We start from the raw sequence: 26,247 nt of genomic DNA, 5'->3' as shown, positions 1-26,247 counted from the left end.
TGTTCGGTGGAAAAACCCCACCGTTCCAAAAAGTTTTTGGAAAAAAATAGAGAGAACTAACGCATACGCTTGCGTGTGTGCAGCACAAATTCATCGTCTATCTTCATCAGTTGCGCATCGATTCCATAAACATCTTTCAGAAGTGAGCGATTGAGAACCTCTTCCGGCGCACCATCGGCAACAAGCTTGCCCTGATTAAGCACGATCAACCTTGTGCAATATTGCGCAGCCAAACCAAGATCATGCAACGAGGCGATCACTGTCTTCTTCTCGTCGGCCAATCCGGCAAACAGTTCCATCAATTCCAGCTGATGGGCTGGGTCCAGACCGGCGACCGGCTCATCGGCAAAGATGACGGGCGTGTTTTGCGCCAATACTCGCGCAATCAAAGCGCGCGCTCTTTCACCACCCGATAATTCATTGGCAGGACGCGACGCAAGCTCAACCAAGCCCATGCGCTGCATCGCGGTCTCAACCGCAGCTTCATCATCATGATCCAGCGCTACAAACACGGGCTTCAGTGCTGAGCGTCCAAGCGACACCAGCATTCTAACCGTTACCGGCCACGCCACATCGCGTTCCTGCGGCAGATAAGAGATTGTTTTGGCGCGATGCGCGACATGCATTCTTCTGAGGTCAGAGCCATCCAACAGAACATTGCCTGTTGAAGGCGTCAGCCCCAAAAGCGCGCGCAGCAGTGTTGTTTTGCCTGCACCGTTCGGACCGATCAGACCAATAAATGCGCCCTCACCTGCCTCAAAACCAACGGCTTCAAGAATGGTTTTTCGCCCCAACGACACATCAAGATTGTGGACTGAAAGTGTGCTCATACCAGCCGCCTCCGATATTTGAAGACCAGGCCCAGGAAGAAGGGAGCCCCGATAATGGCCGTAAGAACACCCAGCTTCAACTCGCGCCCCGGCATCAATATCCTGACAAAAACATCGGCTGCGAGCAAAAGAGCTGCCCCGCCAAAGCCACTTGCAATCAGCAATCGCGATGGTCGCGCACCGACCAGCGGACGCAGAAGATGCGGCACCACAAGCCCAACAAAACCGATAGCACCCGCCACAGCCGTTGATGCGCCAACGCAAGCCGCAGTTCCCAGCACCGCCAGCATCTGCACGCGTGAAAGATTAACCCCCATACTGGCCGCGGCATCAGCCCCCAGTGTCAGGCTATCAAGCGCACGGCCGAGCGCCAACAGCATGACCCAGCCAATCAGAATGAAGGGGGCCGCAAGCCACACATGCGTCATCGAGCGATCCGCAAGCGAACCAAGCATCCAGAAAACAATTTCCATCGCGGCAAAAGGATTGGGCGAGAGATTAAGCGCCAATGCCGTCAGTGCTCCCGCAAGACTGGTAACGGCAACACCGGCCAGAATGACCGTCAAGGTTCCGGCATGACGTCCGGCAAGTGTCTTCACCAGGAACACCGAGATAAAAGCACCTATCAACGCCAGCAACGGCAGCGCCAAGGGAAAAACCTGCGAAAATCCGGTATAGATCGCAATCACGGCGCCCAGCGATGCCGAAGAACTCACGCCAAGCAAACCCGGCTCGGCCAGCGGATTGCGCAGATATCCCTGAAGAGCAGCCCCTGAAAGCCCCAGTGACGTACCGATCAGCAATGCGAGGATTGCACGTGGCAAGCGGATTTCACGCATCACCAGCACGATCACATCGCCCTGCCCCGTTAACAGCGCCTTGATGCTCTCGCCCACACCGATGGATGCTGGACCAATCAGCAACGACACGACAAACAATGCTGCCACCAACAAGCCAAGCAAAAGCAGCAGGAGATAAAAGCGAGCATTTTCAGTCACGCGCAGCCTCCGAAAGCTCTGTCACCGCATCAACGCTGAATGGCCCACCGCAGACTGTCAGATTATCGTTCAATGTTACGATTCTCGTCTCTTTCTCCAGAGCCCGCAAAGCCGGATGTTCAAAATTCTCAAAGGCCAGTGCGGGTGGTCGCCCGCGTGATCCCCGGACCAGAATATCTGGCTTATTCATGATCAGCATTTCCAAAGGCAGCATGCCAGAACCACGAATACCAGCTTTGTCTGCAAGATTATCAAGACCCGCAAGGCGTATAGCTTCGTCGATCAACGTGCCACGCCCCGACGTATAGCTATTGGCATAATAGAGCGCGACCGTTTGCCGATGCGCAGGCTTTGGAACTTCTGCCAAAGCGGCATTCATGGCCGCAATTTGCCTATCCGCCTGCTCTTCCCGGCCCAACAATGCCCCCATCCGCTTCATATGCGCGCGAATATCTTCAAAAGACCGTGCAGGAGCAAATTCCTCAACCCGAACACCCAGCTCGCGCAACAGTCCAACAGTCGCGCGCGAGGAAAATGTGCCTGCCAGCACCAGATCGGGTTTCGCAAGAAAAACCTCTTCCGCCTGTCCGTGATTGACCGGCAATTGCTGCGCTTTCGCGGTCATCACCGACAAAAGCGGATCACGCGAAAGATAGGATACCGATTGCAACTGCGTATCATCCGCCAGCAACATGGCGAGCTGATCTGTGCAAACATTGATCGACACCACGCGCTTGGGCTTCTCCTGTGCCAACGCCGGATGAAGGCCAGCCAGAAACAGGCCGGCCAACAGACCGAGCCTGATTTTCGATGCCAATAGCCGTTTATTCGCCCACATGATCCGCAATCAGAAATTCCGCGTCAGGCCAATAGTAAAGCTGCGCCCCGGTGCATTGTAACCCGACGTCGTCTGATAATCCTTGTTAAAGATATTTTCGACCGAAACTTTAAGCTGAGACTGGGTATCGATGTCATAGAGTGCGATGAAATCTGCCGTCAAATAAGGATCAAGCTTGATCGTATTGTCAGCATCGGCAAAACGCGAACCACCATAACGCAGTCGTGCTGTGAGATCGAGCTTGTCGACCGGCTTGTAATTAACCTCGGCTGTCGCTTTGACACGCTCCCGATAGACCAGATCATTATCCGAATCCTCATCAATCGGACGCTTCAGATCAATAGACCCTTTGATGCCCCATATGTCATTAAATCGATGCACAAGCGTTGCCTCAAACCCGGTAATCTGAGCATGCGCAACATTATAGGGTCGGCTTTTACGGTCTGCGCCTTTGGTATTCATAATCGCATCACGCAGCCATGTTTGATAAAACGCCATATCAACGCTTGTTTTGTCTGTGACCTGCCAGTTCAGACCAACCTCGTAAGAGCGGGATTTTTCCGGTTGCAAATCAGGATTGGCATAGCCGGGATAATAAAGCTCATTAAATGTCGGCGCACGGAAACCCGTACCGAATGATGAGCGCAGCACCAGATCAGGCACAATTTCGTAGCTCGCGCCAAGATTATAAGTGACGACATCACCGAACTGCTCATTGTGATCGTAGCGAACACCACCATCAAACCGCAGCGCATCATATTCCAGCGAATATTGCCCAAAGACTGCCGCCAGGTCTCGGCTGGTTTCAGCATAAGACACGGTTGCATTGACATCCTCGCGATAAGCTTCAACGCCGCCCGTCAGGGTATGGCTAAAATCACCCGTTTCAAACTGCTTTTCCGTCGAGACGTAAACACCGTAGCGCGTGGTTTCAAACCGATCAGAACCACTCACACCTTTGCGAAAATTCCGGCTGTGATCGAGCCCGGAACTGACTTCAATCGTTGATGACCAGTCATCCGTATGATCAATGCGCACTCCGATCTTGCCATTGAAAGCCGTGGTATAGGCTTCGTTGAAAGACGGCGCTTTTCCATCATATTGATTGCGCCCGCGGCTCAACAAACCATCTGTATAAATCCTGCCCCAATCGAAATCTTTGGAGAGCGCGAAATTAAACGCGCCCTGCAGAAAACCATCGCGGTCCGGCTCATAGCCAAAAGCTTCAGGCGTCGTGAAATTATATCCCTGTGTACCGGTCACAGCGGCACCAAAGGCATAGTCGATACCGTCTTGGCTGCGTCCCTGCAGCGAAGCAGATGCATATCCACCCCATGGATGGGTAACGCCCGTGCTCACACTCCCACAGAAGGAACGTTCGCCACAGGCGCCGCCCTGTTTGGTGATGATATTGATAACGCCGCCCATCGCATCCGCGCCATATTGCGAAGAATGCACACCTTTGGCAATCTCAATGCGATCAATAGACATCAATGGAATATTGGCCAGCGCTGTTGCGCCAGTTGTGGCGGAGGCCGTGCGTACACCATTGACCAGCACCACCGTCTGCTTGGACGACATGCCGCGTATATAGAGACTGGATGACGAACCCTGCCCGCCATTGGTGGTAATCGAAATACCCGGATAATATTGCAAAAGGGATTGCAGATCAGGGGCTGCGGATCGTTCGATATCAGCTTTATCGATCACCGTCACAGAGGAGGTTGAGCGTTGCAGCGACGTCGCCCTGCGAAGCGGTGTAACCACAATCGTATCGAGCACAATCCCGTCTTCATTGTCTTGTGCTCTTGCATCAAGTGGCATGGCAAACAGAAGACCCGATGCGAGAAACGCCGATAATTTGAGAGTTTGCATATATTTATTCTTCCTGCACGCAAGCTTTGACTCACCGCAAGCGCCAGAAATCAGGGTGCCCCCTTGTCTGTGTCCCACGGCAACATTTCACAATGTCACCGCTACGGACGGCCGCGACTGAACACCCCTCGTGTCAGCCATGGGTGACTGGATATGGCAGGTCTCCTGACTTCCGGGTCTTCATCGAACCTCCACCTTCCCAAAGCCTGAAACTTCAGTGGCTGTATCATGATACAAATCATGAGAGGACGACTCTCCGGTCACAGTTGCGGGGGCAGTCACGGCATTGATCGCAAGATCTCACCGTGTTCCCTTTTCATCCGCCGTGAAGGCGGAACCATGTCCTTTAAGAGCGATAGCAAGGCCGCAGTAAATTATCAACTGCAACAATGTGCCCCTTCTGAATCACATTCGGAGCAAAGCGATTGAGATGGTTGAATTATATAGATTTTTATCTCAGAAAATCGCGGAAACGACGAAGCGCAAAGAAGAAAAGAACGCTTCCGATGACAATCATAGCCAGCAATTGCGGCCATACGACACTCAGTCCCGCACCGCGGAACAGCACCGATTGCGCTAACATCACGAAATACGTATTGGGCGCTGCCAGCATGATATTCTGGATAATTTCCGGCATGCTTTCGCGCGGCGTTGTACCACCGGAAAGCACCTGAAGAGGCAACAGAACCAGCATAAGCAAAAGCCCGAACTGCGGCATGGAACCGGCAATCGTTGCAAGAAAAATGCCAAGGCTGGTGGTTGCAAAAAGCTGCAACGCAGCACCCGCTAAAAACAGCGTCAGCGAGCCATTAATCGGCACGGCCAGAATACCCTGCACAACCACAATAAGCGAAAAAGCCGTTGCCACCAGCACCACCATCCCCATCGACCATATCTTGGAGATCATGATCTCAAGTGGCGTCACCGGCATAACCAGCAGATGTTCGATTGTGCCATGCTCGCGTTCCCGGATAAGAGCTGCACCAGTCAGGATGATCGAAAGCATGGTCACTGATGAGATGACATTGGTGATCGCACCAAACCAGCCTTTGTTCAGATCCTGATTGAAGCGCGCACGTAAGTTAAGTCCAACCGGCGTTTGCGTGTCCCCACGATAGCGATTGAGAAACTCGTTCACTTCACTTGAGACAATCGACTGAACATAACCGCCGCCGGTGAAGGCCTGACTCATGCGCGTTGCATCGATATTCAGCTGGATCGTCGGCGAACGCCCGGCAAGCAGATCGCGCTGAAAATTTGGCGGAATATTGAGCGCGAACGTATCAAGCCCTGTGTCCATCCGCTTATCCATCTCATGCGATGAGATGAGCTTTGGAGGCACAAAATACGGCGGATAAAATGCAGTCGTAATACGTCCCGAAATCGGCGATTGATCCTCATCAACAATTGCGATCGCTGCATTGTTGAGATTTTCCGGCATGGCTTTTGCAGCCGTGTAAATCGCAAGCGTGAAGGCATAGACAATGAGCAGCAGAAGCATAGGATCGCGCGCCAATCCGCGCAGTTCTTTGATGCCAAGCTGGAATATATTGGAAATTCGCATCTCAGCCCGCCTGCTTCTTGAGAAGTACAATACCGAGAACGGTCAGAACCGGTATGGCGATCAGCAGCGGCAGGAACGATCCGGCAAGATCAGAGAAGCCGAGCGCTTTTGAGAAAGTCCCGCGCGAAATCGTCACGAAATACGTTGTCGGATATATCTTGCCGATGAAGGCGCCTGCTCCCTGAAGAGATGACACCGGATCGATAATGCCGGAATATTGCACTGCCGGAATGAGCGTCAACAATGCTGTACCGAAGATTGCCGCAATCTGGCTATTGATAAAGGTCGAAATCACCAGCCCCATACCGGTGGTGATGATGACATAAAGAAGCGCTGCCGTGGCATAGGTCAGGAAACTGCCCGTGAATGGCACGCGGAAGATGAAAACCGCAAACGCCGTCAGCATCAGGAAGTTAATAAAGGCAAGCGCGATATAAGGCAGCTGTTTGCCCAGCAGAAACTCGAACTTGGTCACCGGCGTCACATAGAAATTAATGATCGAGCCAAGTTCCTTCTCGCGCACGACACTGAGAACCGCCAGCATGGCCGGGATCATCAGCAAAAGCAGCGGAATAACCGCTGGCACCATGGCCACTAGGCTCTGCACGTCCGGATTATAGCGATATCGAATTTCCAGATTGAAATTCCCGACAGCGGCAGCATTTCCATAAAGCTCGCGCGCCTTTTGCGTCAGCCAATTGACATGCATACCCTGGACATAACCACGCACAGTTTCCGCACGCATCGGCATGGCACCATCGATCCAGGCACCAATTTCGACAGAACGACCATGCGCGACATTGCTGCCGAAATTCGGTGGGATTTCAATCGCCAGACTGATTTCACCTTCACGCATACGCCGATCAAGATCATCATAATCAGTAATGGGTGCTTTTTCGATAAAATAGCGGGAACCGGCAAGTTGCTGCGTGTAATCCCGGCTGATTGTCGTATCGTCACGATCCAGAACCGCGAATGTCAGATCCTCGACATCAAGATTGATACCATAACCGATCACGAACATCAGGATGACAGTGCCCAGAATAGCCAGTGTCGCGCGGATCGGGTCGCGCTTGAGCTCCAACGCCTCGCGCCGCGAGAACGCCAGCATCCGCCGCGGATTTGGTAACCAGCTGGAGCTTGGCCTTTTGTCATTCTCAACCTTTTCAGGCTGAACCTTCGCCGCCTCCTGAACGTCTTTTTTAGGCGCTGTTTCGCCAATTGCTTCTTCAAGATATGCGATGAAAGCGTCTTCAAGTGTCGCTGCGTTGCGGCTTTCGGTGATGGCTTTTGGCGTGTCGCTGATCAACACCTTACCGGCATGCATCAAAGAGATCCGGTCACACAGTTCCGCCTCATTCATAAAATGGGTCGACACGAAAATCGTGACATTGTCGTTGCGTGAAAGATCGGCAAGGATTTGCCAGAATGCATCGCGCGCAACCGGGTCAACGCCTGAAGTAGGCTCATCGAGAATGAGAATATCCGGCGCGTGGATCAGCGCCACAGCCAGCGACAGGCGCTGGCGGATACCGAGCGGCATCGAGTCGGGTAAAACATCCAGAACTTCAGCCAAATCAAACCTTTGGGCCAGTTCCTTGATTCTGCTTTTGGTCTTGTCCTCGGACATGCCAAACAGCTTGGCGTGAAGCTCCAGATTTTGATGAACTGTGAGTTCGGAATAGAGCGAAAACGCCTGCGACATGTAACCAACATGACGGCGTATATCGATATCCTTTGGGTCGACCTCACGCCCAAACAGCCTTGCCGTGCCTTCACTTGCAGGCAAAAGCCCGGTCAAAACCTTCATCGTCGTCGATTTGCCGCAGCCATTGGAACCGAGAAATCCAAAAATCTCGCCGCGCGGAATGCGGAAACTCACATCGTCGACAGCCGTGAAATTGCCAAATCGCACCGTGACATGCCCGGCTTCGATAGCGATGTCACTATCTGACTGCATATTGCGCGGTGGCATCACAACTTCGCTGTGCCCCTGTCGAAGCTCCTCAGGCAAAAGCGCTATGAAAGCCGCATCAAGATTGGGTGTCTGGGTTTTCTCAAGCAACTCCTGAGGCGAACCAGTTGCCAGAATCTGGCCGTCATTCATCGCAACCAGCCAGTCAAAGCGTTGCGCTTCTTCCATATACGCTGTCGAAACAATAACACTCATCCCCGGACGATCCTTGCGGATATCGTTAATCAGTTCCCAGAACTGACGACGCGACAAAGGATCGACGCCCGTTGTCGGCTCATCAAGGATCAGCAGATCAGGATCATGGATCAGCGAGCAGCAAAGGCTCGTCTTCTGTTTCATGCCGCCGGAAAGCTTACCCGCCGGACGATCTGCAAAAGGCGACATGCCCGTTCGCGCCAGAAGGTCTGCAATGCGGCGTTCGCGCTCGTGCTTGTCATGGCCAAACAGCCGTCCAAAGAATTCGATGTTCTCGAAGACAGAGAGCGTTGGATAAAGGTTTTTTCCCAACCCTTGGGGCATAAAAGCAATACGTGGAAAAGCCGCCTGACGATGACGCTTGTCAGCAATGTCGCCACCCAGCACTTCGATTCTGCCCTTCTGCATAACGCGAGCGCCAGCGATCAGTGACAGAAGACTGGACTTGCCCACACCATCAGGCCCAATCAGTCCGACCATACAACCGGCAGGCACGTTGAGCGAAATATCGCGCAAGGCTTCCGTCGATCCATAAGAAAGCTTCACACTGTCAGCGCGGACGACAAAACTGTCGCCGCTGAGGCCAGTCTGTATCGAAGCCATACTCATTTTACGGTTTCCGCAAGGTTCTTCGGCCACTCCACATTTGGATCAAGCTTGACATAAGCCATACCCGGAAGCCCGGTTTTGACCTGCTGAATATATTTCTGAAGCAATTCCTGCGGAATTTTGGCTTTAACGCGGAACATGAGCTTCTGACGCTCTTCTTCAGTTTCAACTGATTTTGGCGTGAATTGCGCGACATCGGCCACGAAGCTGATTTTGGCAGGGATCACATATTGCGGTGCGGCATCAAGAACGATGCGCGCGTCTGCGCCAATGGCCACTCGTCCGGCCTGCGAGGTCGGCAGGAAAAAAGTCATATAGACATCGCTGACATCAACCAGATTAAGCACGCGTCCGCCAGCGGAGAGCACTTCGCCCGGTTGTGCAACGCGATATTGCACTCGGCCCGGCTTTGGCGAACGCAAGGTGGCATCGTTGATATCTGTATCGATGGTGGCAATCGCAGCCTTTGCCGCCTCAACGGCCGCTTCAGCATCAATAACTTGCGCCTTAGCCGCACTGATCGCCGCAGCGGTCGCGGCCAATTGCGCTTTGGCAGCGCCGACGGCTGCTTCAGCGCCCTGAGCAGTTGCACGATCGTCATCCAGCACCTGCTGGGAAACTGTGCGTGATTCTGTCAGCTGTTGCGAGCGAGCCAGACGGCGATTGGCGGCATCCAGCTGCGCTTCGCGTTGCGCGACAGTAGCCGCAGCCGCAGTTTGCTCGGCTTCACGCTGAGCGACCAGACTTTTGGCTGTTTCAATGCTGATTTCAGCGCGTCGAAGCTGCGCTTCAGCTTGCCTGCGCTGGCTTTCGAGCTGGTCCGTATCCATGCGCGCTAAAACGGCATTGGCTTCAACAAACTGCCCCTCATCAGCCAGAATTTCGCGGATACGCCCCGGGCTTTTGGTGGATACGTCGATTTCGACGGCTTCGATGCGGCCATTTCCACCAGCAATGCCTTCCGGCAATCCCGGGTTGCTTAGCGCTTTCCAGGCATAGTAGCCTCCGACTGCCAGAGCCACAACAACACCAGTCACAATCCACTGCTTGCGATCAAACCCCATACCCAACAATCCTCTGCGTCATCATTTCTCTGGCCGCACAGTAAGCTCATACTCAACCAATCACTTTCAGATAGAAATATCTGTATTTTGCTTGAGAGTACGTACCTTGATTAAAATCAACTATACGCAAATGCCCCACGATTCCATGCGATAAATCACATCAGAGCATAATTCCTGAAGCTTGGGTTTGTTGCGGTTAAATTATGCTCTGATTTTAAAGCGTTAGAGCGACCTTTGCGCATCCAGGAGGATGCGCAGCGCTCCAAAGCATGAGAAAATTCGCGGGTGCCGATTTTGAGAGATGGAGGGCAACGTTGACAGCACCCGCTGGCTGTCGACCGTACAACATTGCAAAAAGATCGCGCTACTGCGCTCGACAGATTCCTGAATGGGAAAAACTTAGCCGGGACGTTGCTTTGTTTGGGCCACAACGCCCCGGATCGCCGGATCTGGTGGACCCCGGCAACGCGCGATCAATAGCACCGGTTAGCGGGCGCTTTCTTTGATTTAAATCAATTAGATAATAATTATATGCGATTATGCGCTTTATTTTTTAGCGCGGCACTTGCTTCGGCTCTGGCCCCAATTCTTTTTGAGATAATCAGACACTCTTTTGAGTTTGGGATCAGATAAAAATCCCTGCCGAAAAAGAATACTGCCCTTCACCTCCGGCAGCGCAGTGTTCAACTCAAGCTGGCGCCTGATTTCATCGACCCCATTGCCGGAAAGCCATTCCGGTTCAGACCTGCTTGCCGATCCTGCCCGATAAAGCGCCATACCAATATAGAGGTCAGTTTTTGTGCCGCGCACCGTATCCGCCCACCATCTGACGATTGGCCCATAGGGCACATCCTTGTGCCCTGAAGACCAGTAAACCTGTGGCGCGATATAGTCGATCAGGCCATCCTTGACCCAAGCGCGCGTATCGGCAAAATCGCCATCATAATTGGTCTTGCCAGCCCGCGTCGGCGAGCCACGCGGATCATCAAGCTGGTTACGCCACACACCACCGGGACTAATCCCAAAGCGAACATGAGGCTTGATCGCTTTGATCCTGTCGGAAATTTCTTGCACCAGCGCGTACGTATTATAGCGTCGCCAGTCATATTTATTGGAAAATTTTGTCCCGAAACGCTTGTAGGTCTTGTCGTCCTTGAGCGGCGAGCCTTGCGTTTCATAATAAAAATAATCGTCGAACTGGATGCCATCGACATCATATTTCTGGACCACTTCAGCGGTGATATTTGTCACCCACTGGCGCACCGCCGGAATGCCCGGATCAAGAACATAACGCTCTGCGGAAATCCCCACCCATTCCGGCTTCGTTTTATAAACACTTGCCGGAGAATCGCTGGACGCGTTTTTCAATTCTTTTTGCGTTGCCGGTCGCACGTCCATCGAAACACGATAAGGGTTGAGCCATGCATGAAGCTCAATCCCGCGCTTATGCGCTTCAGCAATCGCAAAACGCAGCGGATCAAAGCCCGGATCTTTTCCAAGCGTCCCCGTCAGATAAGATGACCACGGCAGATATTCTGATTTGTAAAAAGCATCGGCAGCAGGCGAAACCTGAAAGATCACGGCATTGATACCGTGTTGCGATGCTTCGTCAAACATGCGCACCAGTTCCTGTTTCTGGCGCTTTACCCGTTCTGAATCATTTTCAATCTGTGTCGATGCTTTGGACGGCCAGTCCAGATTAAGAACGGTTGCAACCCAGCTTGCATGAAACATATCGCAATCAAATGCCATGGATTACACAATTCCCATTGTATACTTATAGTGAGGCTATATTAGGTCTAGTATGACCAACTCACGACCTCTTTTAAAAGCGTATAAAGTCAAAGCGAGGGCACATGTATAAAAATATCCTGATCACCACCGATGGTTCAGAGTTTGCAGAACGCGGTCTTGTTCATGGCTTTGATACAGCCAAGGCCATGGGCAGCAAAGTTACTGTCCTCACCGTAACCGCGCCCTATTCGCTTTCCGGGCTGCCTGGTGGCTTTACCGACAGTCCGACCTTTATCGAGCGTTATGAAGAAGAATGGAATGAGTACGCCGATGCAGCCCTGGCGCGCGCGCGTGAACTGGCAAGCGAAGCGGGTGTTGAAATCCACACATTGCACGTCGTGGCGCAGCACCCGGCCGCATCGATTATCGATACGGCAAAAGAACTGCAAAATGACCTGATCGTCATGGCATCTCACGGTCGGCGTGGACTGAAAGGCATGTTACTCGGCAGCCAGACCTATGAAGTGGTTACGCGCAGCACGATTCCTGTTCTGGTCGTTCGTTAGCCATCAACACCGGCCTGATGCCCAGTGGCGCTTTCAATATCAACGCGGAAGAAAACAGGTTCGAGTTTGCGTTGCGCACCGCCACTGGTGATGGTCTTGGTATAGGCAGGCTCCCACCAGGTCGGCTCATTGGCCAACATATTGACGATTGCTGCCTTTTCGTCTTCCCGGTCAATTTCACGATAATGGCCATTCACAACCACACTGCGCCACTTTGTTTTCGAAACGATGTCGTCAAAGAGCACGCAGACGGCATCGTTCTTGCGCATGGCCTCGGTCTTCTGGCCATCCGTTGTGAAAGAATAAAGTGACCCGCCGTTAAACCGGAACCCAAGCGGAACAACATAAGGACGGTTATTCAGAACATAACCCAACCGCCCGATCTGCGTATGCTGGATCATATCGCGAATGTCATATTCCGACATTTCCTTGATTATCATGGCAACCGTCCTTCGTTCTTTATATCCGTTAAGCTTCGGTCAGACGAACAGGCGTCCTTCGGCAATCTTGACTGCCGTGCCGCCGATGCGCGCACTGGTCAGCATCTGCTTGGAAACATCCAGTTCAAGCCGGATACGTGATGGGCGCCCCATTTCCATACCCTGCTCTATCCACCACTGCGAACTGCCGTCCACCGGCTTATCCTTGGCAAGGATCATACCAGCAAAAGCCGCCGCGGCGGAACCGGTTGCCGGGTCCTCGTAAACATTGGAGCCCGTCACAAACATGCGCGCATGATAATTGCTGTCGAACAGAATGGTTTCGCGGCAATAAACATAAATCGGCAAAGGCCGGTCAGCGACATGCGGCAGGGTCTCGCTTACATACACCGGATCGATCGATACTTTGGCGGCAGCAATGAGATTATGCACCGGAACAAGAAGATAAGGCGTGCCAGCACTCCAGACAGCGGGCACGTGATTCTCAAAGCCGATTTCATGCGTACCAAGCCCGATGGCTGCGGCCGCTTCTTCTTTCTCGATCTTGATATCAAGTTTTTCCGGCAGGCGCGGCAGATCAAATTCTGCAAAGGCGCTGTTGTCGCCAAGAATAACGCCGCAGCGAACAACGCCGACTTTCTCTTCCAGCGTTACAAGCCGGTCCGACTCATCACCCGTCCTGCGATGACGCGCCAACGACACAGCCGCGCCCACTGTTGGATGTCCAGCAAAGGGAAGTTCATAATCCGGCGTAAAAATCCGAACAGCAGCCTCGTGCACCGGGTTTTCAGGCGGAAAGATGAAAACCGTCTCGGACAGATTAAACTCGCGCGCAATGGCTTGCATGCGCGCATCCGTCAGCCCCTCACTGTCGTGGACAACAGCCAACGGATTCCCAGCCAGAGCCTTATCGGCGAAAACGTCGAAAATCTCATAATATCGGCCGGAACCGGCAGCTTCGGTCATCTTTACCCTCTCCCTCACAACACTCAGCAAACAGCACCAAAACACAATGCGCTCAATGCGGCGCATTGAATATTTGTCCGTGCGAGCATAGTCAATTTCGCGCCGCTGTCATCTGTAAGAAACAACTCTTAATGTTGATTTTGAAAATGCCAGTCTGCAAAGGCCCGAACATAGGACGGCGTTGCCTGTCCCATCATACCGGCCTTTGTGATGGGAATGATTTCACTCAGCTCCGGTTGCGTCTGTGCAGCAAGGTTGGCTTCGATCTGCTCAAGAATCTCTGCGGTCGAAAGATCAAAATAATAACGGCGGAAAAGTGCAATGCTACCATCAGCTGTCACGAGATGGAATTTCGGCTCTGCTTTCGCCTTGCCAAGATCGAGCCCAGTCTCTTCGCGCACTTCGCGGGCCATATTGGCTTCATAATCGGCACGGTCTCCGACAATATCATTGTCATCAATGGAACCGGCTGGAAAATAAACGCGACCCGCAACGGCGTTATGCGCGCCCATACGCGCTGCAATCAGATGGCCTTCAGCCGACACGATCACCCCAACACCAAAGATGTGCCATGGCCTTTGCGATGCCCGGTCATGCCGCCAATACATCAGCGTTGCAAAACTCGTGCGTCTGAAACCGGCCTCCAATACGCCTTCATCAAAATGCGCCTGCGGTGCAAGATAAATCTCACCATCAAAAAGCATCGGATTGGCAGCCACCGCCCGATGCCAGTTAGCAGCAATCGCTTGTCTGTTTGCCTCGCTATAGGAAAGCGCACCCGGCAAAACCCGGACATCAACGCGGTCCATCACATAGACCGTGTTTTCTTTCACATTTCGCATCAGCAGCCTCTATTTCAGACGATATTCAACGTGACGGCCACAGGGCAGTGGTCGCTGGCTTTTGGTCGGTCCCATCCCGTGCGCGGATAACGATCAACATCCTGCCCCGGCGGGAAAATGGTCCGCCACGGCTGGCCGCGCCGAATAATCTGCGGAATGGCGCGCTCATTTTTAAGCGCCAGCGATGGCGAGGCCAGAATGTAATCAAGCTGGCAAAGATGGCGTTCCTGTGGACCACGCGTGTGATAAAGCGTCCAGCGATCCATGACAGGGCGGCGCTCAACCAGATTGACGGCAAAACCATCACCCAGCAGCACATCCAGCGCGCTTGTCTCTTCCGAAGTCGGCGTAAACTGATAGCCATTCCATTCATCGCCCTCAATGACGATCCGCTCGCGATAATCATTGAAATCCCCGCAAATAAGCCAGCGCTTGTCTGCCGTACGACCGATGCCGAATTTTTCTTCGATAATGTGCCGAATGGCCCGCGTTTCCGCCTGCCGCACCGGCAGAGAAGCAGTCCGCCCGTCAAAACCATTGCGGGCACCGCTCATCGATTTGAGATGGACCACAAACAAAGACAAAGGCTTGCCATCAATGCGCAAATCGAGATTGAGGCAATCACGCTTAAAAATACGATCATGCGGCTCAAGTCCCAGTTCAGCCAGCACGGGCTGATAAAGGTCCAATTCCTTGTAGGTGAGATGCGCATGGCTTGTGACTTGCATCACTTCAATGCGTTGACCATGGCGCGTCGCATCGCGTGCCATAACAGCCACATCAATGCCGCGGCTGTCATTGCCATCAATCAAATATTTGTTGCGATAGCCCTGCCCGACCATCTTGAACAGATAGCCATATTCAAACGCATTCAGCGCAGCGAGATTATCGACCTCTTGCAGGCAAAGCACATCGGCCCGTGTTTCTGCGATAGCAAGAGCAGTCAACTGACGTGTGTCATCCGTATGGGCAATAGCACGCGACTGCTCCAACAAACGATATTGTGCTTCATCGCCAATCTCAAAAAGTTTAAGCGAACGATCCTGATGTAATTCATTGCGAAAGCCGGAAAAATCAAACCGGCGCATCAGATTTTCGACATTAAATGTGGCTATCGTAAACATGCCTGCGCAATCTCGCGGCTTGCGTCATGATTGGCAAGGGCTTCTTTTTAAAATTGCACAGCTGCGCTGGTTTTGATCGCAAATACCACCATATAATGTCTGCAAACCGGGATACCGAAAATGCTTGGAAAGATAAGACGCATCGCACTTTGCTCAGGTCTGTTCGCGGTAAGCCTTGCAGGCAGCGCTGCGGCGGTTGATCTGAACACGCCTTACGTGCCGTCTTTGCGCCCAAGCACACCCCCTATCGCTGGCGGGTTGCCGCGAACTTATCAGCCGCAAGCAGGATCAGGTAAGTGTTATGGTGTGGGCTGCCGTGACAGCGGAAACTACATCTCGCCCGAAGGCATCCCGATCTACAAAAATGGCGACCCGCTTCAGGTCCGCCCATCGGATCGCACAGCTGTTAAAACTCTCGGTCCAAGCAGCAACCATATTTCATGGTGCTCAAACCGTTATCGCAGCTATCGCACTTCGGACGACACCTATCAGCCTTTGGCGGGGCCACGCACAAACTGCAATTCACCGTTTCAATAATGAAAAAGCCGGACGATGTCCGGCTTTTAAATATTTTATGCAGCTTCCGATTTGGAATGCGTGCGGATCAAACGTCCAAGACGCATGATACCTTCGTCAATCATTTCGTCATTGGCGCATGAATAGCTCAAACGCAGGGTATTCGCGCCCGTACCATCGGCAAAGAATGCTTTACCCGGAACAAAGGCCACCTTCTCGCTCTCAATTGAGGCTGCGAGCAATGCAGCACCGTCCATGCCCTTTGGCAACGTGACCCAGATGAACATGCCACCTTCCGGCTTTGTCCAGTCCGTGCCTTCCGGCATATACTTGGCAAGCGCTTCCAGCATCTTATCGCGGCGATGCTTGTAAACGCCATGCAGTTTAGCGACCTGTTTGTCAAAACCGCTTGAGGCGACGCGATGAACAACAATCTGGTTGATTGTTGAAGAGTGCAGATCAGCAGCCTGCTTCATCAAAACCAGTTTGCGGATGACCGACTGCGCAGCAACGACGTAACCAACGCGCAGGCCCGGTGCGAGGGTCTTGGAGAAGGAGCCGCAATAGATGGTGCGGGTCTTTTCAATGTCGCCATCATGACGTGCGATATCGAGCGACAGGATCGGCGCAATCGCTTCGCCATTGTAACGCAGATACTGATAGGCCGCATCTTCGATGATCGGAATATCAAGTTCATCAGCTTCTGCAAGCAGCTTTTGCCGGCCGGCGAGACCAACCGTTTCTCCGGTCGGGTTGCTGAAGTCTGCGGAAAGATAAGCAAACTTGACCTGCCCGCCAGCGCTTTCCGCAGCCTGCTTATAGGAATCCGGTGTGCGGTTGCCGTTCAGCGAGAGCGTGTCGTAAGTCGGTTCATAGGCATTGAATGCCTGCAAGGCGCCGAGATAGGTCGGAGCCGTCACAAGAGCTGTGTCATTTGGCGAAATGAAAAGCTTGCCGAGATAATCGAGCGCCTGCTGCGAACCGGACGTAATGAACACATTGTCCTCGGTGCAGGGAATACCGATCTTGGCAAGCTCACCCACCAACCAGGTGCGCAGCGGCTTATATCCTTCCGACACGGAATATTGCAGAGCTGCATTGGCTTCAGGACCACCAAAAATGTCCTGATAGGCGCTCTGGAATTCGGCATGCGGAAACAGCGCCGGGTCGGGAATGCCGCCAGCAAAGGAAATAATATCCGGACGTTCCAGCAATTTCAGAAGTTCACGGATTTCCGAAGCGCGCATGCGTTTCGAACGCGTTGCAAATACAGTTTCCCAGTCCAGCACCGGAAATCTCCTCAATTCGTTTGAAGGCAAAGCCTCCTCAAACTTCACCATAGAAGGGTAAAGCGATAGCGCAAATTTCAGCCAACGAGAACACCTCTTTCCATGTTCACATGGAATAAAGATATTCCGAATTGTTTTGGCTCAACTACGCACAAAACATAAATTCAAAAGGCATTTGACGATCTTTTCGTGCGGGATAGCTTGCACTGAAAAACCAAATCATTGCCATGTATTAAAGGGGCGTAAGAAACGCCCCTCTTTTTCTCTGATCGGAAAGCACCTAAAATCTGATGAAGTTCAGACTTATCGCCTGGCGAAAATGGTGCTTTGCGAGAACCGGAACGGAGCATACATAAAGGACGTACGCATTCGAAACGGAACAAAGCGCCATTGGCAGACGGCCAGAGCCTGAATATCGCAGATTTTTAGTTGCGTGCCTTGTCCACGAGCTTGTTGGCTGCGATCCATGGCATCATGCCGCGGAGCTTTTCGCCAACTTCTTCGATCTGGTGGCTGTCGTTGTTGCGACGGATACCCTTGAAGCGCGCTGCACCCGCACGGTATTCCTGCATCCAATCGGAAGTGAACTTGCCGGTCTGAATATCTTTCAGAACGCGCTTCATTTCTTCCTTGGTTTCAGCGGTGATGATGCGAGGGCCAGTGACATATTCGCCCCACTCAGCAGTGTTGGAGATCGAGTAGTTCATGTTGGCAATGCCGCCTTCGTAGATCAGATCCACGATAAGCTTCATTTCGTGCAGGCACTCGAAGTAAGCCATTTCTGGTGCATAACCAGCTTCAACCAGAACTTCAAAACCGGTGCGGATGAGTTCGACAACACCACCGCAAAGAACAGCCTGCTCACCGAACAGATCGGTTTCGCACTCTTCCTTGAAAGTGGTTTCGATAACGCCCGAACGGCCGCCACCAACACCCGAAGCGTAGGAGAGAGCAAGGTCATGTGCGTTGCCCGAAGCATCCTGATGGATAGCGATAAGGCAAGGAACGCCGCCACCCTTCTGGTATTCGCCGCGAACCGTGTGGCCCGGACCCTTTGGTGCGATCATGACAACGTCAACGGTCTTCTTTGGCTCGATCAGGCCAAAGTGAACATTGAGGCCGTGAGCGAAAGCAATCGCTGCGCCGTCACGGATGTTGTCCTGAATGTGATCCTTGTAGATGTCAGCCTGCAATTCGTCAGGCGTTGCCATCATCAGAAGGTCGGCCCACTTGGCTGCATCCGCAACATTCATCACTTCAAAGCCATCAGCTTCGGCCTTCTTGGCAGTCGCCGAACCTTCACGAAGAGCGATGCGCACATTGGCAGCGCCGGAATCCTTGAGGTTGAGCGCATGAGCGCGCCCCTGGCTACCGTAACCGACGATAACAACCTTTTTCGACTTGATCAGATTAACGTCTGCATCACGATCGTAATAAACGCGCATTTCATATTCCCTTCATTCAGATTTCCCTGCGGCTTCCTCGTATCCGCAGACGATTATGCCCCGTAAAGAGCGAAAAACTGCTTTGTGGCGCGCCGGGCGTCCCGGATAACCACTTCGTCAGTCAGTTCCAGCCGATCGCCAAGCAGCAACCGGATCTGCATGTCCCGGACGACAAGTCCGAAAAATGCACGAAATGCTTCGTTAATGTCGTCAAAAGCCAGCAGCTTTGCTTCCTGACCAATTTCAAGAATGGGCTTGAGACGCTTTGCCATTGCAACCGGACCATTGGCAAGAACGATATCCCCCAAAGCCGACTTGCCTGATGCTGTATGACTGACCGCCAGACGGTTCAACGCAATGGACGTCGGACCAGAGAGCACGAGCAGCCAATCGCGCGCAAAATGCTCAAGGCTGGAAAAGAGCGATTCCGCATCTAGCTTTTCGCGCGCAACCGGGACAACACGAACCTTCGACGCCTGCCAGCGAACCATTGCGGTGAGCAAACCGTCGCGATCGCCAAACCATTTATAGAGGCTTTCTTTGGAGCAATTGGCGGCGCGCGCAATGCTTGCCGTTGTCAAAGCGCGGTCACCGCCCTCAACAAGAAGACGCAACGCCTGCTCCAGAACTTCGTTCTGACGCGGCGAGAAAGACGGCTGCTTCTTAGCCTGCAATTCGTCGCTTTTATCAGTCACGGATCAATCCCTCCACTTTGTACCGTACGGTACGGTTCCGTTTATTAATCCCAGCTTGGATGACCGTCAAGCAGGATTTTTCACAACCAGGAAAGATTTTAAAATTGTCCTCCGGCCCATGTTTTGGGCAACAGGAAAGAAGCGAGCAAAATCAAAAACAAAGGGCGCATTCCAGAATCAAATTCTGAAATGCGCCCCGCAAATTGAAACCCGTAAAGATCAGATATTAACCTGTGTTCCGATCTCGACAACACGCCCCGTTGGTATCTGGAAATATTCTGTTGCATCCGATGCGGTACGCGCCAACAAAATAAACAGCTTATCCTGCCAAAGCGGCATGCCGGAATGCGCTGATGCTTTCAGCCAGCGGCGCGACAAAAAGAAAGACGTTGTCATAATATCGAATTTCCAGCCAAGTTTCCGGCATAAGCCCAACGCGCGCGGAATATTGGGTTGCTGCATATAGCCAAAAGTCAGCGTCACCAGCATGAAGCGCTCATTATATTGCGAAACGCGCGCGCGATCCGCACTGGAAACCCATGGCTTTGAGGCCGTAACCACCGTGAGGATCACGTTGTTCTCGTGCAGAACCTTATAATGCTTGAGACTGTGCATCAGCGCTGTCGGCGCACTTTTCGGATCACCGGTCAGAAACACCGCAGTACCCGGCACAATGGTTGGCGGACGCTTGTTCATTTGCTCGACGATCAGATCAAGCGGCACTTCTGCCTTACGCGTCTTCTGGAACAGGTGTCGGGTGCCGCGCACCCATGTCCACATGATGATCACCAGAATGGCGGCAAACAGAATAGAGGCCCAGCCGCCCTCATGTACTTTGATGATGTTCGCGCTAAAAAACAGAAGATCAACGATAAAAAACCCTGCGATAACCGGCAAGGCACGGCTGACACGCCAGTTCCAGATACGTGTCATGACGAAATAAAGAAGACCGGTCGTAACCAACATATTGCCGGTAACAGCAATGCCATATGCAGATGCCAGATTGTTGGATTTCTCAAAGCCAAGCACCAGAATAATAACCGTCAGACCGAGCAGCAGATTGACGCGCGGGATATAAATCTGTCCGTGCAGTTTTTCGGACGTATGCTGGATTTCCAGACGCGGCAGAATATTAAGCTGGACAGCCTGGCGTGCAACAGAAAACGCGCCACTGATAACCGCCTGACTGGCAATCACCGTCGCAGCCGTTGCGAGCAAGACCATCGGCCACAGTGCAAATTTCGGCATCATCTCGAAAAATGGCAGCGCCGCAGCTTCACCGTGCGAAAGCACGAATGCAGCTTGTCCGAAATAATTGAGCAGCAAGCTGGGGAAAACGATCCACAGCCAGGCCCGCACAATCGGCTTTCGTCCAAAGTGCCCGAGATCGGCATAAAGTGCCTCTGCACCTGTCATGGCAAGAAACACGGCGCCAACAGTGATAAAGGCAACACCGGGGCTAACAGCCAAAAAGCGCACCGCATAATAAGGATTAAGGGCGGCCATAACTGTGGGATCATCAAAGATGTGCCAAAGCCCCAATGCACCAAGCGCCAGAAACCACACGGCCATAATCGGCCCGAAAACAATCGCAACCTTGCCTGTTCCGTATTTCTGGATTGAGAAGAGAACAACAAGAATGACGAGGGTAATCGGCACCACGAAGGGCGTCATGTGAGGTGCTACAATCTGAACCCCTTCAACAGCCGAAAGCACCGAAATGGCTGGCGTAATGACCGCATCACCAAAAAAAAGCGCCGCACCGCAAATCCCTGCCCCCAGAATAAGATCAGGCCGCCCTTTCAGGACAGACCGTACCAGTGCCATCAAAGAGAGAATGCCGCCTTCACCGTTATTGTCGGCGCGCAATACAAAGATCACATATTTAACCGTCACAACGAGCAGAAGCGCCCAGAAGATCAGCGAAACGACCCCGAGAATATCGGACCGCGAGAGAATACCATCCGAAGTTGCCGCATGCAGCGCCTCGCGAAAAGCATAGATCGGGCTGGTACCGATATCGCCGTAGACAACGCCCAGCGCTCCAAGCAGCAGCATTTTCATGCTGTCGTGTGAATGATCGTTTTCTTCCGAAACGGTGTTGTTCTCAGGAGAGATGCTAACGGGCAGCGTATTCGTCTCTATCGCATCGCCTGCGGATGAAACGCTCTTATCTGTATTCTCGCTGCTCATATGCAGACACCTTCATAAATATCGAAATGGAATATCAGAGAGTGTAGAGGCGAATAAGCCGTCAACGGCCATGTGCCGCATGTATAAAAATCAAACTTTTCAAAGAAAAATATACTGAACCAACGCCATAGCACGGAACAAGGACAGTGGAAAACTTCATGTATGCTTCCCTCAAACGATCCTGTGCACGCAGCGCATGATCTGTGGCGCGCGGTTTATATCTTGTCGCGTCCGCGCACAAATGCGAAATTCGCACGGCTTGATTAGCAGCCATGCGTTTTAGGAGCCCCTTTTTATCCCGCAAGCGCAGCAATATAGCGGCTGACGGTCACTGGCATACCATACATTAACGCATCTGCAGTCAAGCCGTGGCCAATCGACACTTCACTCAATTGCGGTACACGTTTGACCAGCGCGGGGAGATTTTCAACTGTCAGATCGTGCCCAGCATTGATTGCAAGCCCGAGCGCTGTTGCAGCATCCGCAGCTTTGCCAAGACGATTTATCTCATGCGATGCAGCCGCGGGATCGTCATAGGTCGCCCCATAAGGGCCGGTATAAAGCTCAATCCGGTCAGCGCCGATAGCCTTGGCCTTTTCATAGCCAAGCGGATCGGGATCAGCGAAAAGCGATACACGCATACCGTTTGCCTTGAGACGCTGAACAATAGGCGCCAGAAAATCCGACTTTGTTTCAAAGTCCCAGCCATGATCGGATGTCGCCTGCATCGGATCATCAGGAACCAGCGTCACCTGTTGCGGCTGATGCTTTTCCACCAGTTCCAGAAAAGCTTCTGTCGGAAAGCCTTCGATATTGAACTCGGCCAGCGGATATTCATCATCGATCAAAGCACGAATATCAGCAAGATCGGAAAAGCGAATATGGCGCTGATCGGGGCGCGGATGCACTGTCAAACCAGCGGCACCGGCTGCAAGCGCTGCACGTCCAAGGCCGGTAACACTTGGCCAGGGGAGATCACGCCTATTGCGCAACATGGCGATGGCATTAAGATTGACGGACAGTTTTGCAGGCATAGAGCGTGGCTCCCTCAAATAAGGATATGGCTTTATATCGTCCGTTGAGAAAAAATGTGAGTGTTTAAGACCGCATCTCACAAACAATTTCCAACAGCGGCCCGAATGGAAACTTTCATACGCTTTTTCGCAACTTTTGCCCCACCAGCAACGTTTTAACCGAACAACAAAGCATTCAGAAACTGGAGGTCACCAATGCGCAATGAAGATATTCCGGTCATTCGACGCATTCCCACCAATCGCGAGGACGTCTTCGCTTTTGCAATCGAAGGGCATCTGGATGATGCAGCGCTGGAAAACCTCTATGGCCTGCTTGATGCGGCCTATGAAGGTCATGAAGAAATCGACCTGCTTATCCGGCTGACTGGCTATGAAGGCGTTGACTGGGGAGCTGCTTTTTCCGAAAGCATGCTCTCCATGCGCGCAAAATCGTTGCGACATCTGCGTCGTTACGCGATTGTCGGCGGTCCTTTGTGGATACAGGCCAGCGTCACACTGATGCAGCCATTTCTCTCGATAGAAATGCGCACATTTGAATCGGATGATGAGCCGAAGGCGTGGGAATGGCTGGACGCCAAGCCACAAGAACAATGATCACTTGAGCAATCACTTTACAATCGTCAACTGCTCCGCAGCACGCGTGATGGCCGTATAAAGCCAGCGCTCGCGCGTGTCGCGGAATGCATAGCTTTCATCAAACAGCACGACATTATCCCACTGCGAACCCTGCGCCTTGTGCACAGTCAGCGCATAGCCATAATCAAAATCATCAAAGCGTTTTTTGGTCTGCCACGGAATTTCAGCATCCGGGTCTTCAAACTGTGCCTTGAGCAATTTGATTTTGGCAACGCCACGATCTTCATCTTCCGGCGACACCAGAAGATTGATTCCGGGTTTCACGGTTTCCTTGGATGAGGTCATCACTTTCCAAAGAGATCCGTTCAGCAGCCCCTTGGCCGGATCATTGCGTAAACAAACCAGCTTATCGCCAGCCTGCGGATAATCTGCGCTGAAACCTTTCAGCTCACGCAGCCGCTGATTATAGCGCTTACGTGTGCGGTTTGTGCCGACAAGCACCTGATCAGCCGCCAGAACCAGATCCTGATTGACTTGCGACTTGGAGATGACCTTCGCCCGGCCCTCATCGCAATAGCTCAACTCCCTGCCCTCACGCACATCAAGCGCCATGCGGATAATGGGGTTATCACGTGCCTGCCGATGAATTTCAGTGAGCAGATAATCCGGCTCATGTTCGGTGAAGAACCCACCGCCGGAGATTGGCGGTAACTGGCCCGGATCGCCCAACACCAAAATCGGCGTACCAAATGTCATGAGATCGCGGCCGAGCTGCTCATCGACCATAGAACATTCATCCACAACGATCAGCGCCGCTTTGGCCACAGGGCTTTGACGATTAAGCGAAAAAGTCGGCGAAATAGACGTCTTGCCCGTCGTCTCGTCTTCAATCGCTTCTTCACCACGCGGGCGATAGATCAGCGAATGCAGCGTGCGGGCATTGTTCGCGCCCTTCGAGCGCAATACCTGCGCTGCCTTGCCGGTGAAGGCAGCAAACTGCACTTCGCCATCGACATGCTCGGCAAAATAACGCGCCAGCGTCGTTTTACCTGTACCGGCATAGCCAAACAGCCGAAAAATGGGCGAACGCCCTTCTTTCAGCCATTGTCCAACGGCCTTCAAGGCCTGATCCTGCTCTGGAGAAAACTGCATATGCTGTTCAGACAGGATTCGCCGCCCAAACACAAGATCAAACCGTGATCAAACCTTTTGGCTTACCAATGCCGCAAACTTATCAAGATCAACATTTCCGCCGCTCACAATCACGCCAACCCGCTTGCCCTTCAGGCTTGATGCGATCTGTCTTGCACCGGCAAACGCCAGACAGCCGGTCGGCTCAACCACCATTTTCATACGGCTTGCGAAAAACTTCATGCCCTGCACAAGTTCATCGTCGCTGACACTCAAAATATCGCGAACCGTCTTACGGATAATAGCAAAGGTGAGCTCACCCAAAGCTTGTGACTGCGCACCATCCGCCAAGGTCTGCGGAACGTCGATATGGACGATCTTGCCTGAGCGGAACGACTGCTGACCGTCATTGCCTGCTTCTGGCTCCACACCATAAACATCGCAGGAAGGGGAAAGTGCTTTGGCCGCCAAGGCTGAACCCGCCAGCAGTCCACCGCCGCCAAGGCAGACAAACAATGCATCCAGCGGGCCAACCTCTTCAATCAGTTCCTTTGCTGCCGTGCCCTGCCCTGCAATAATATCAGGATGATTAAACGGCGGAATAAGCGTCAGCCCACCCTCCTCGGCCAGCGTCTTCGAAAGAGCGTCGCGATCCTCGGTATAACGATTATAGGTAACGACTTTTGCGCCATAACCCCGCGTTGCGTCGAGCTTGGCCGCTGGCGCATCTTCGGGCATGATAATCGTCGCACCAATATTTAATAATTTCGCGGCCAGCGCGATCGCCTGCGCATGATTGCCGGAAGAAAAGGCAAGCACGCCGCGCTTCTTCTGCTCATCTGAAAACCGCGACAAAGCATTAAACGCCCCACGAAACTTGAACGCACCAATACGCTGAAAGTTTTCGCATTTGAAAAAGAACTCAGCCCCCGTTTCTCGATCAAGGATTGATGACGTGAAAACCGGTGTGTGATGCGCATGGCCTTCAATCTGTCTGGCAGCGGAGATCACATCGTCATAAGTGGGAAGTATGGACATCATTCACCTCTTCAACACGCTATTTCAGCATTGGCCAAAGGCTCAAAACCAGCAACAACGCCATGATTAAATTGAACCATTTCAATCGAACAGGATCGGAGAGCCAGTTGCGCAACAGCGTACCAAACCCCGCCCAGACGGAGACACTCGGCAGGTTAACCATCGCAAAAGCAGCACTCACCAGAAGAACGGCAACATAATAATTGTCGTGGTTTGCATAGGTCGCAATACCGGTGATTGCCATCACCCAGGCTTTGGGATTGACCCACTGGAAAGCCAGTGCCTGCAAAAACGACATGGGTTTTGTCTTGTCGCGTCTTTTAGACTCACCGATGGAACGCGATGTGGCAATTTTCCACGCAAGATAGAGCATGTAAGCGCCACCCGCGAACTTCAGCGCCATATAGAACGACGGCACGGTTTCAATCAGCGCACCAAGGCCAAAACCCACGGCCAGCAACAGGATAAAAAACCCCACGCCAATGCCCAGCATATGCGGAATCGTGCGCCGGAAACCGAAATTCACACCGGATGCAAGCAGCATCAGATTGTTGGGACCGGGCGTGACCGACGAAACAAATGCAAAGACAACAAGCGCCAGAAATATTTCAAGAGACATAGTGATTTGACCTGAATTGTAGCTACAAATTAGCTCAATAAAAAACCGGCACAATCGAAACATTGTGCCGGTTTCAGCCGATATTGTCTCG

The 26,247-nt window shown here is 52.5% G+C and carries 23 protein-coding genes and 1 riboswitch; of the genes, 3 read left to right on the top strand and 20 right to left on the bottom strand.

Going from position 1 to position 26,247, the window contains the following annotated elements; all coding sequences use genetic code 11:
* Positions 1-56: 56 nt before the first annotated feature.
* From ABE527_RS05940 to ABE527_RS05905, 8 genes are all read right to left on the bottom strand, one after another.
* Positions 57-830: an ABC transporter ATP-binding protein gene (locus ABE527_RS05940; protein ID WP_499696413.1), complete on the bottom strand. Its 774-nt coding sequence runs from the start codon at positions 828-830 to the stop codon at positions 57-59.
* On the bottom strand, positions 827-1,828 hold the full coding sequence (locus tag ABE527_RS05935) for a FecCD family ABC transporter permease (protein ID WP_265985361.1): 1,002 nt from the start codon (positions 1,826-1,828) through the stop codon (positions 827-829). The genes ABE527_RS05940 and ABE527_RS05935 overlap by 4 nt, the downstream gene beginning before the upstream one ends.
* Positions 1,821-2,645, bottom strand: coding sequence for an ABC transporter substrate-binding protein (locus tag ABE527_RS05930; protein ID WP_499696412.1), 825 nt, complete (start codon positions 2,643-2,645; stop codon positions 1,821-1,823). The genes ABE527_RS05935 and ABE527_RS05930 overlap by 8 nt, the downstream gene beginning before the upstream one ends.
* A gap of 30 nt (positions 2,646-2,675) precedes the next feature.
* Positions 2,676-4,541 (bottom strand): TonB-dependent receptor domain-containing protein, encoded by a 1,866-nt coding sequence (locus ABE527_RS05925; RefSeq protein WP_499696411.1) that lies wholly within the window; start codon positions 4,539-4,541, stop codon positions 2,676-2,678.
* A gap of 138 nt (positions 4,542-4,679) precedes the next feature.
* Positions 4,680-4,898: riboswitch (cobalamin riboswitch) on the bottom strand.
* Positions 4,899-4,992: 94 nt separating this feature from the next.
* Positions 4,993-6,105 carry an ABC transporter permease gene (locus tag ABE527_RS05920; protein WP_265985365.1) on the bottom strand — a complete coding sequence of 371 codons (1,113 nt, stop codon included), beginning with the start codon at positions 6,103-6,105 and terminating at the stop codon, positions 4,993-4,995.
* A 1-nt stretch (position 6,106) separates the two neighbouring features.
* Positions 6,107-8,884, bottom strand: coding sequence for a ribosome-associated ATPase/putative transporter RbbA (gene rbbA, locus ABE527_RS05915; RefSeq protein ID WP_499696410.1), 2,778 nt, complete (start codon positions 8,882-8,884; stop codon positions 6,107-6,109).
* The gene (locus ABE527_RS05910) at positions 8,881-9,948 is read right to left on the bottom strand and encodes an HlyD family secretion protein (RefSeq protein ID WP_265985366.1); all 1,068 of its coding nucleotides are present in this window, start codon (positions 9,946-9,948) and stop codon (positions 8,881-8,883) included. Before ABE527_RS05910 ends, rbbA begins: the two co-directional genes overlap by 4 nt.
* 546 nt (positions 9,949-10,494) lie before the next feature.
* A complete protein-coding gene (locus ABE527_RS05905; protein ID WP_499696409.1) occupies positions 10,495-11,700 on the bottom strand; it encodes a glycoside hydrolase family 10-like protein in 1,206 nt (401 codons plus the stop codon).
* A 104-nt stretch (positions 11,701-11,804) separates the two neighbouring features.
* Here ABE527_RS05905 and ABE527_RS05900 point away from each other — a divergent pair, with 104 nt between their 5' ends.
* On the top strand, positions 11,805-12,248 hold the full coding sequence (locus tag ABE527_RS05900; RefSeq protein WP_265985368.1) for a universal stress protein: 444 nt from the start codon (positions 11,805-11,807) through the stop codon (positions 12,246-12,248).
* Here the strand turns inward: ABE527_RS05900 and ABE527_RS05895 are convergent.
* From ABE527_RS05895 to ABE527_RS05880, 4 genes are all read right to left on the bottom strand, one after another.
* Complete coding sequence (locus ABE527_RS05895; protein WP_265985369.1) at positions 12,245-12,688, bottom strand: pyridoxamine 5'-phosphate oxidase family protein; 444 nt, start codon at positions 12,686-12,688, stop codon at positions 12,245-12,247. The genes ABE527_RS05900 and ABE527_RS05895 overlap by 4 nt on opposite strands.
* A gap of 39 nt (positions 12,689-12,727) precedes the next feature.
* Positions 12,728-13,654, bottom strand: coding sequence for a PhzF family phenazine biosynthesis protein (locus tag ABE527_RS05890; RefSeq protein ID WP_265985370.1), 927 nt, complete (start codon positions 13,652-13,654; stop codon positions 12,728-12,730).
* Between the two features lie 128 nt (positions 13,655-13,782).
* Positions 13,783-14,496 carry an NUDIX hydrolase gene (locus ABE527_RS05885; protein WP_499696408.1) on the bottom strand — a complete coding sequence of 238 codons (714 nt, stop codon included), beginning with the start codon at positions 14,494-14,496 and terminating at the stop codon, positions 13,783-13,785.
* Between the two features lie 14 nt (positions 14,497-14,510).
* The gene (locus ABE527_RS05880; RefSeq protein WP_499696407.1) at positions 14,511-15,620 is read right to left on the bottom strand and encodes an endonuclease/exonuclease/phosphatase family protein; all 1,110 of its coding nucleotides are present in this window, start codon (positions 15,618-15,620) and stop codon (positions 14,511-14,513) included.
* A gap of 120 nt (positions 15,621-15,740) precedes the next feature.
* Between ABE527_RS05880 and ABE527_RS05875 the strand changes: the two genes are divergently transcribed.
* On the top strand, positions 15,741-16,157 hold the full coding sequence (locus ABE527_RS05875) for a BA14K family protein (protein WP_499696406.1): 417 nt from the start codon (positions 15,741-15,743) through the stop codon (positions 16,155-16,157).
* Between the two features lie 35 nt (positions 16,158-16,192).
* Here ABE527_RS05875 and ABE527_RS05870 read toward each other — a convergent pair whose 3' ends face one another.
* From ABE527_RS05870 to ABE527_RS05850, 5 genes are all read right to left on the bottom strand, one after another.
* Positions 16,193-17,425, bottom strand: a complete 1,233-nt coding sequence (locus ABE527_RS05870; protein WP_499696405.1) for an aminotransferase-like domain-containing protein — start codon at positions 17,423-17,425, stop codon at positions 16,193-16,195.
* Between the two features lie 425 nt (positions 17,426-17,850).
* Positions 17,851-18,870: a ketol-acid reductoisomerase gene (ilvC, locus tag ABE527_RS05865; RefSeq protein ID WP_265985376.1), complete on the bottom strand. Its 1,020-nt coding sequence runs from the start codon at positions 18,868-18,870 to the stop codon at positions 17,851-17,853.
* A 53-nt stretch (positions 18,871-18,923) separates the two neighbouring features.
* Positions 18,924-19,565, bottom strand: a complete 642-nt coding sequence (locus ABE527_RS05860) for a TetR/AcrR family transcriptional regulator (protein ID WP_265985377.1) — start codon at positions 19,563-19,565, stop codon at positions 18,924-18,926.
* A gap of 219 nt (positions 19,566-19,784) precedes the next feature.
* Positions 19,785-21,629: a potassium transporter Kup gene (locus ABE527_RS05855; RefSeq protein ID WP_265985483.1), complete on the bottom strand. Its 1,845-nt coding sequence runs from the start codon at positions 21,627-21,629 to the stop codon at positions 19,785-19,787.
* Positions 21,630-22,051: 422 nt separating this feature from the next.
* Positions 22,052-22,792 (bottom strand): pyridoxine 5'-phosphate synthase, encoded by a 741-nt coding sequence (locus tag ABE527_RS05850; RefSeq protein ID WP_499696404.1) that lies wholly within the window; start codon positions 22,790-22,792, stop codon positions 22,052-22,054.
* 195 nt (positions 22,793-22,987) lie between these two features.
* Between ABE527_RS05850 and ABE527_RS05845 the strand changes: the two genes are divergently transcribed.
* A complete protein-coding gene (locus tag ABE527_RS05845) occupies positions 22,988-23,386 on the top strand; it encodes a SpoIIAA family protein (RefSeq protein ID WP_265985379.1) in 399 nt (132 codons plus the stop codon).
* Between the two features lie 12 nt (positions 23,387-23,398).
* Here the strand turns inward: ABE527_RS05845 and ABE527_RS05840 are convergent, their stop codons facing one another.
* Genes ABE527_RS05840 through ABE527_RS05830 form a run of 3 tightly spaced genes read right to left on the bottom strand, consistent with a single transcriptional unit; the run spans position 23,399 to position 26,156 of the window.
* Positions 23,399-24,520, bottom strand: coding sequence for an ATP-dependent DNA helicase (locus ABE527_RS05840; RefSeq protein ID WP_265985381.1), 1,122 nt, complete (start codon positions 24,518-24,520; stop codon positions 23,399-23,401).
* 48 nt (positions 24,521-24,568) lie between these two features.
* A complete protein-coding gene (locus ABE527_RS05835; RefSeq protein WP_265985382.1) occupies positions 24,569-25,537 on the bottom strand; it encodes a threo-3-hydroxy-L-aspartate ammonia-lyase in 969 nt (322 codons plus the stop codon).
* A 19-nt stretch (positions 25,538-25,556) separates the two neighbouring features.
* Positions 25,557-26,156, bottom strand: coding sequence for a LysE family translocator (locus tag ABE527_RS05830; RefSeq protein ID WP_265985383.1), 600 nt, complete (start codon positions 26,154-26,156; stop codon positions 25,557-25,559).
* Between the last annotated feature and the right edge of the window lie 91 nt (positions 26,157-26,247).

Origin of the sequence: Brucella sp. TWI432, from assembly GCF_039674445.1 — a bacterium.
GTDB classification, from domain to species: domain Bacteria; phylum Pseudomonadota; class Alphaproteobacteria; order Rhizobiales; family Rhizobiaceae; genus Brucella; species Brucella chromiisoli.
Note: the sequence above shows the minus strand (reverse complement) of the source record. Positions and strands in the feature narration are given on the sequence as shown.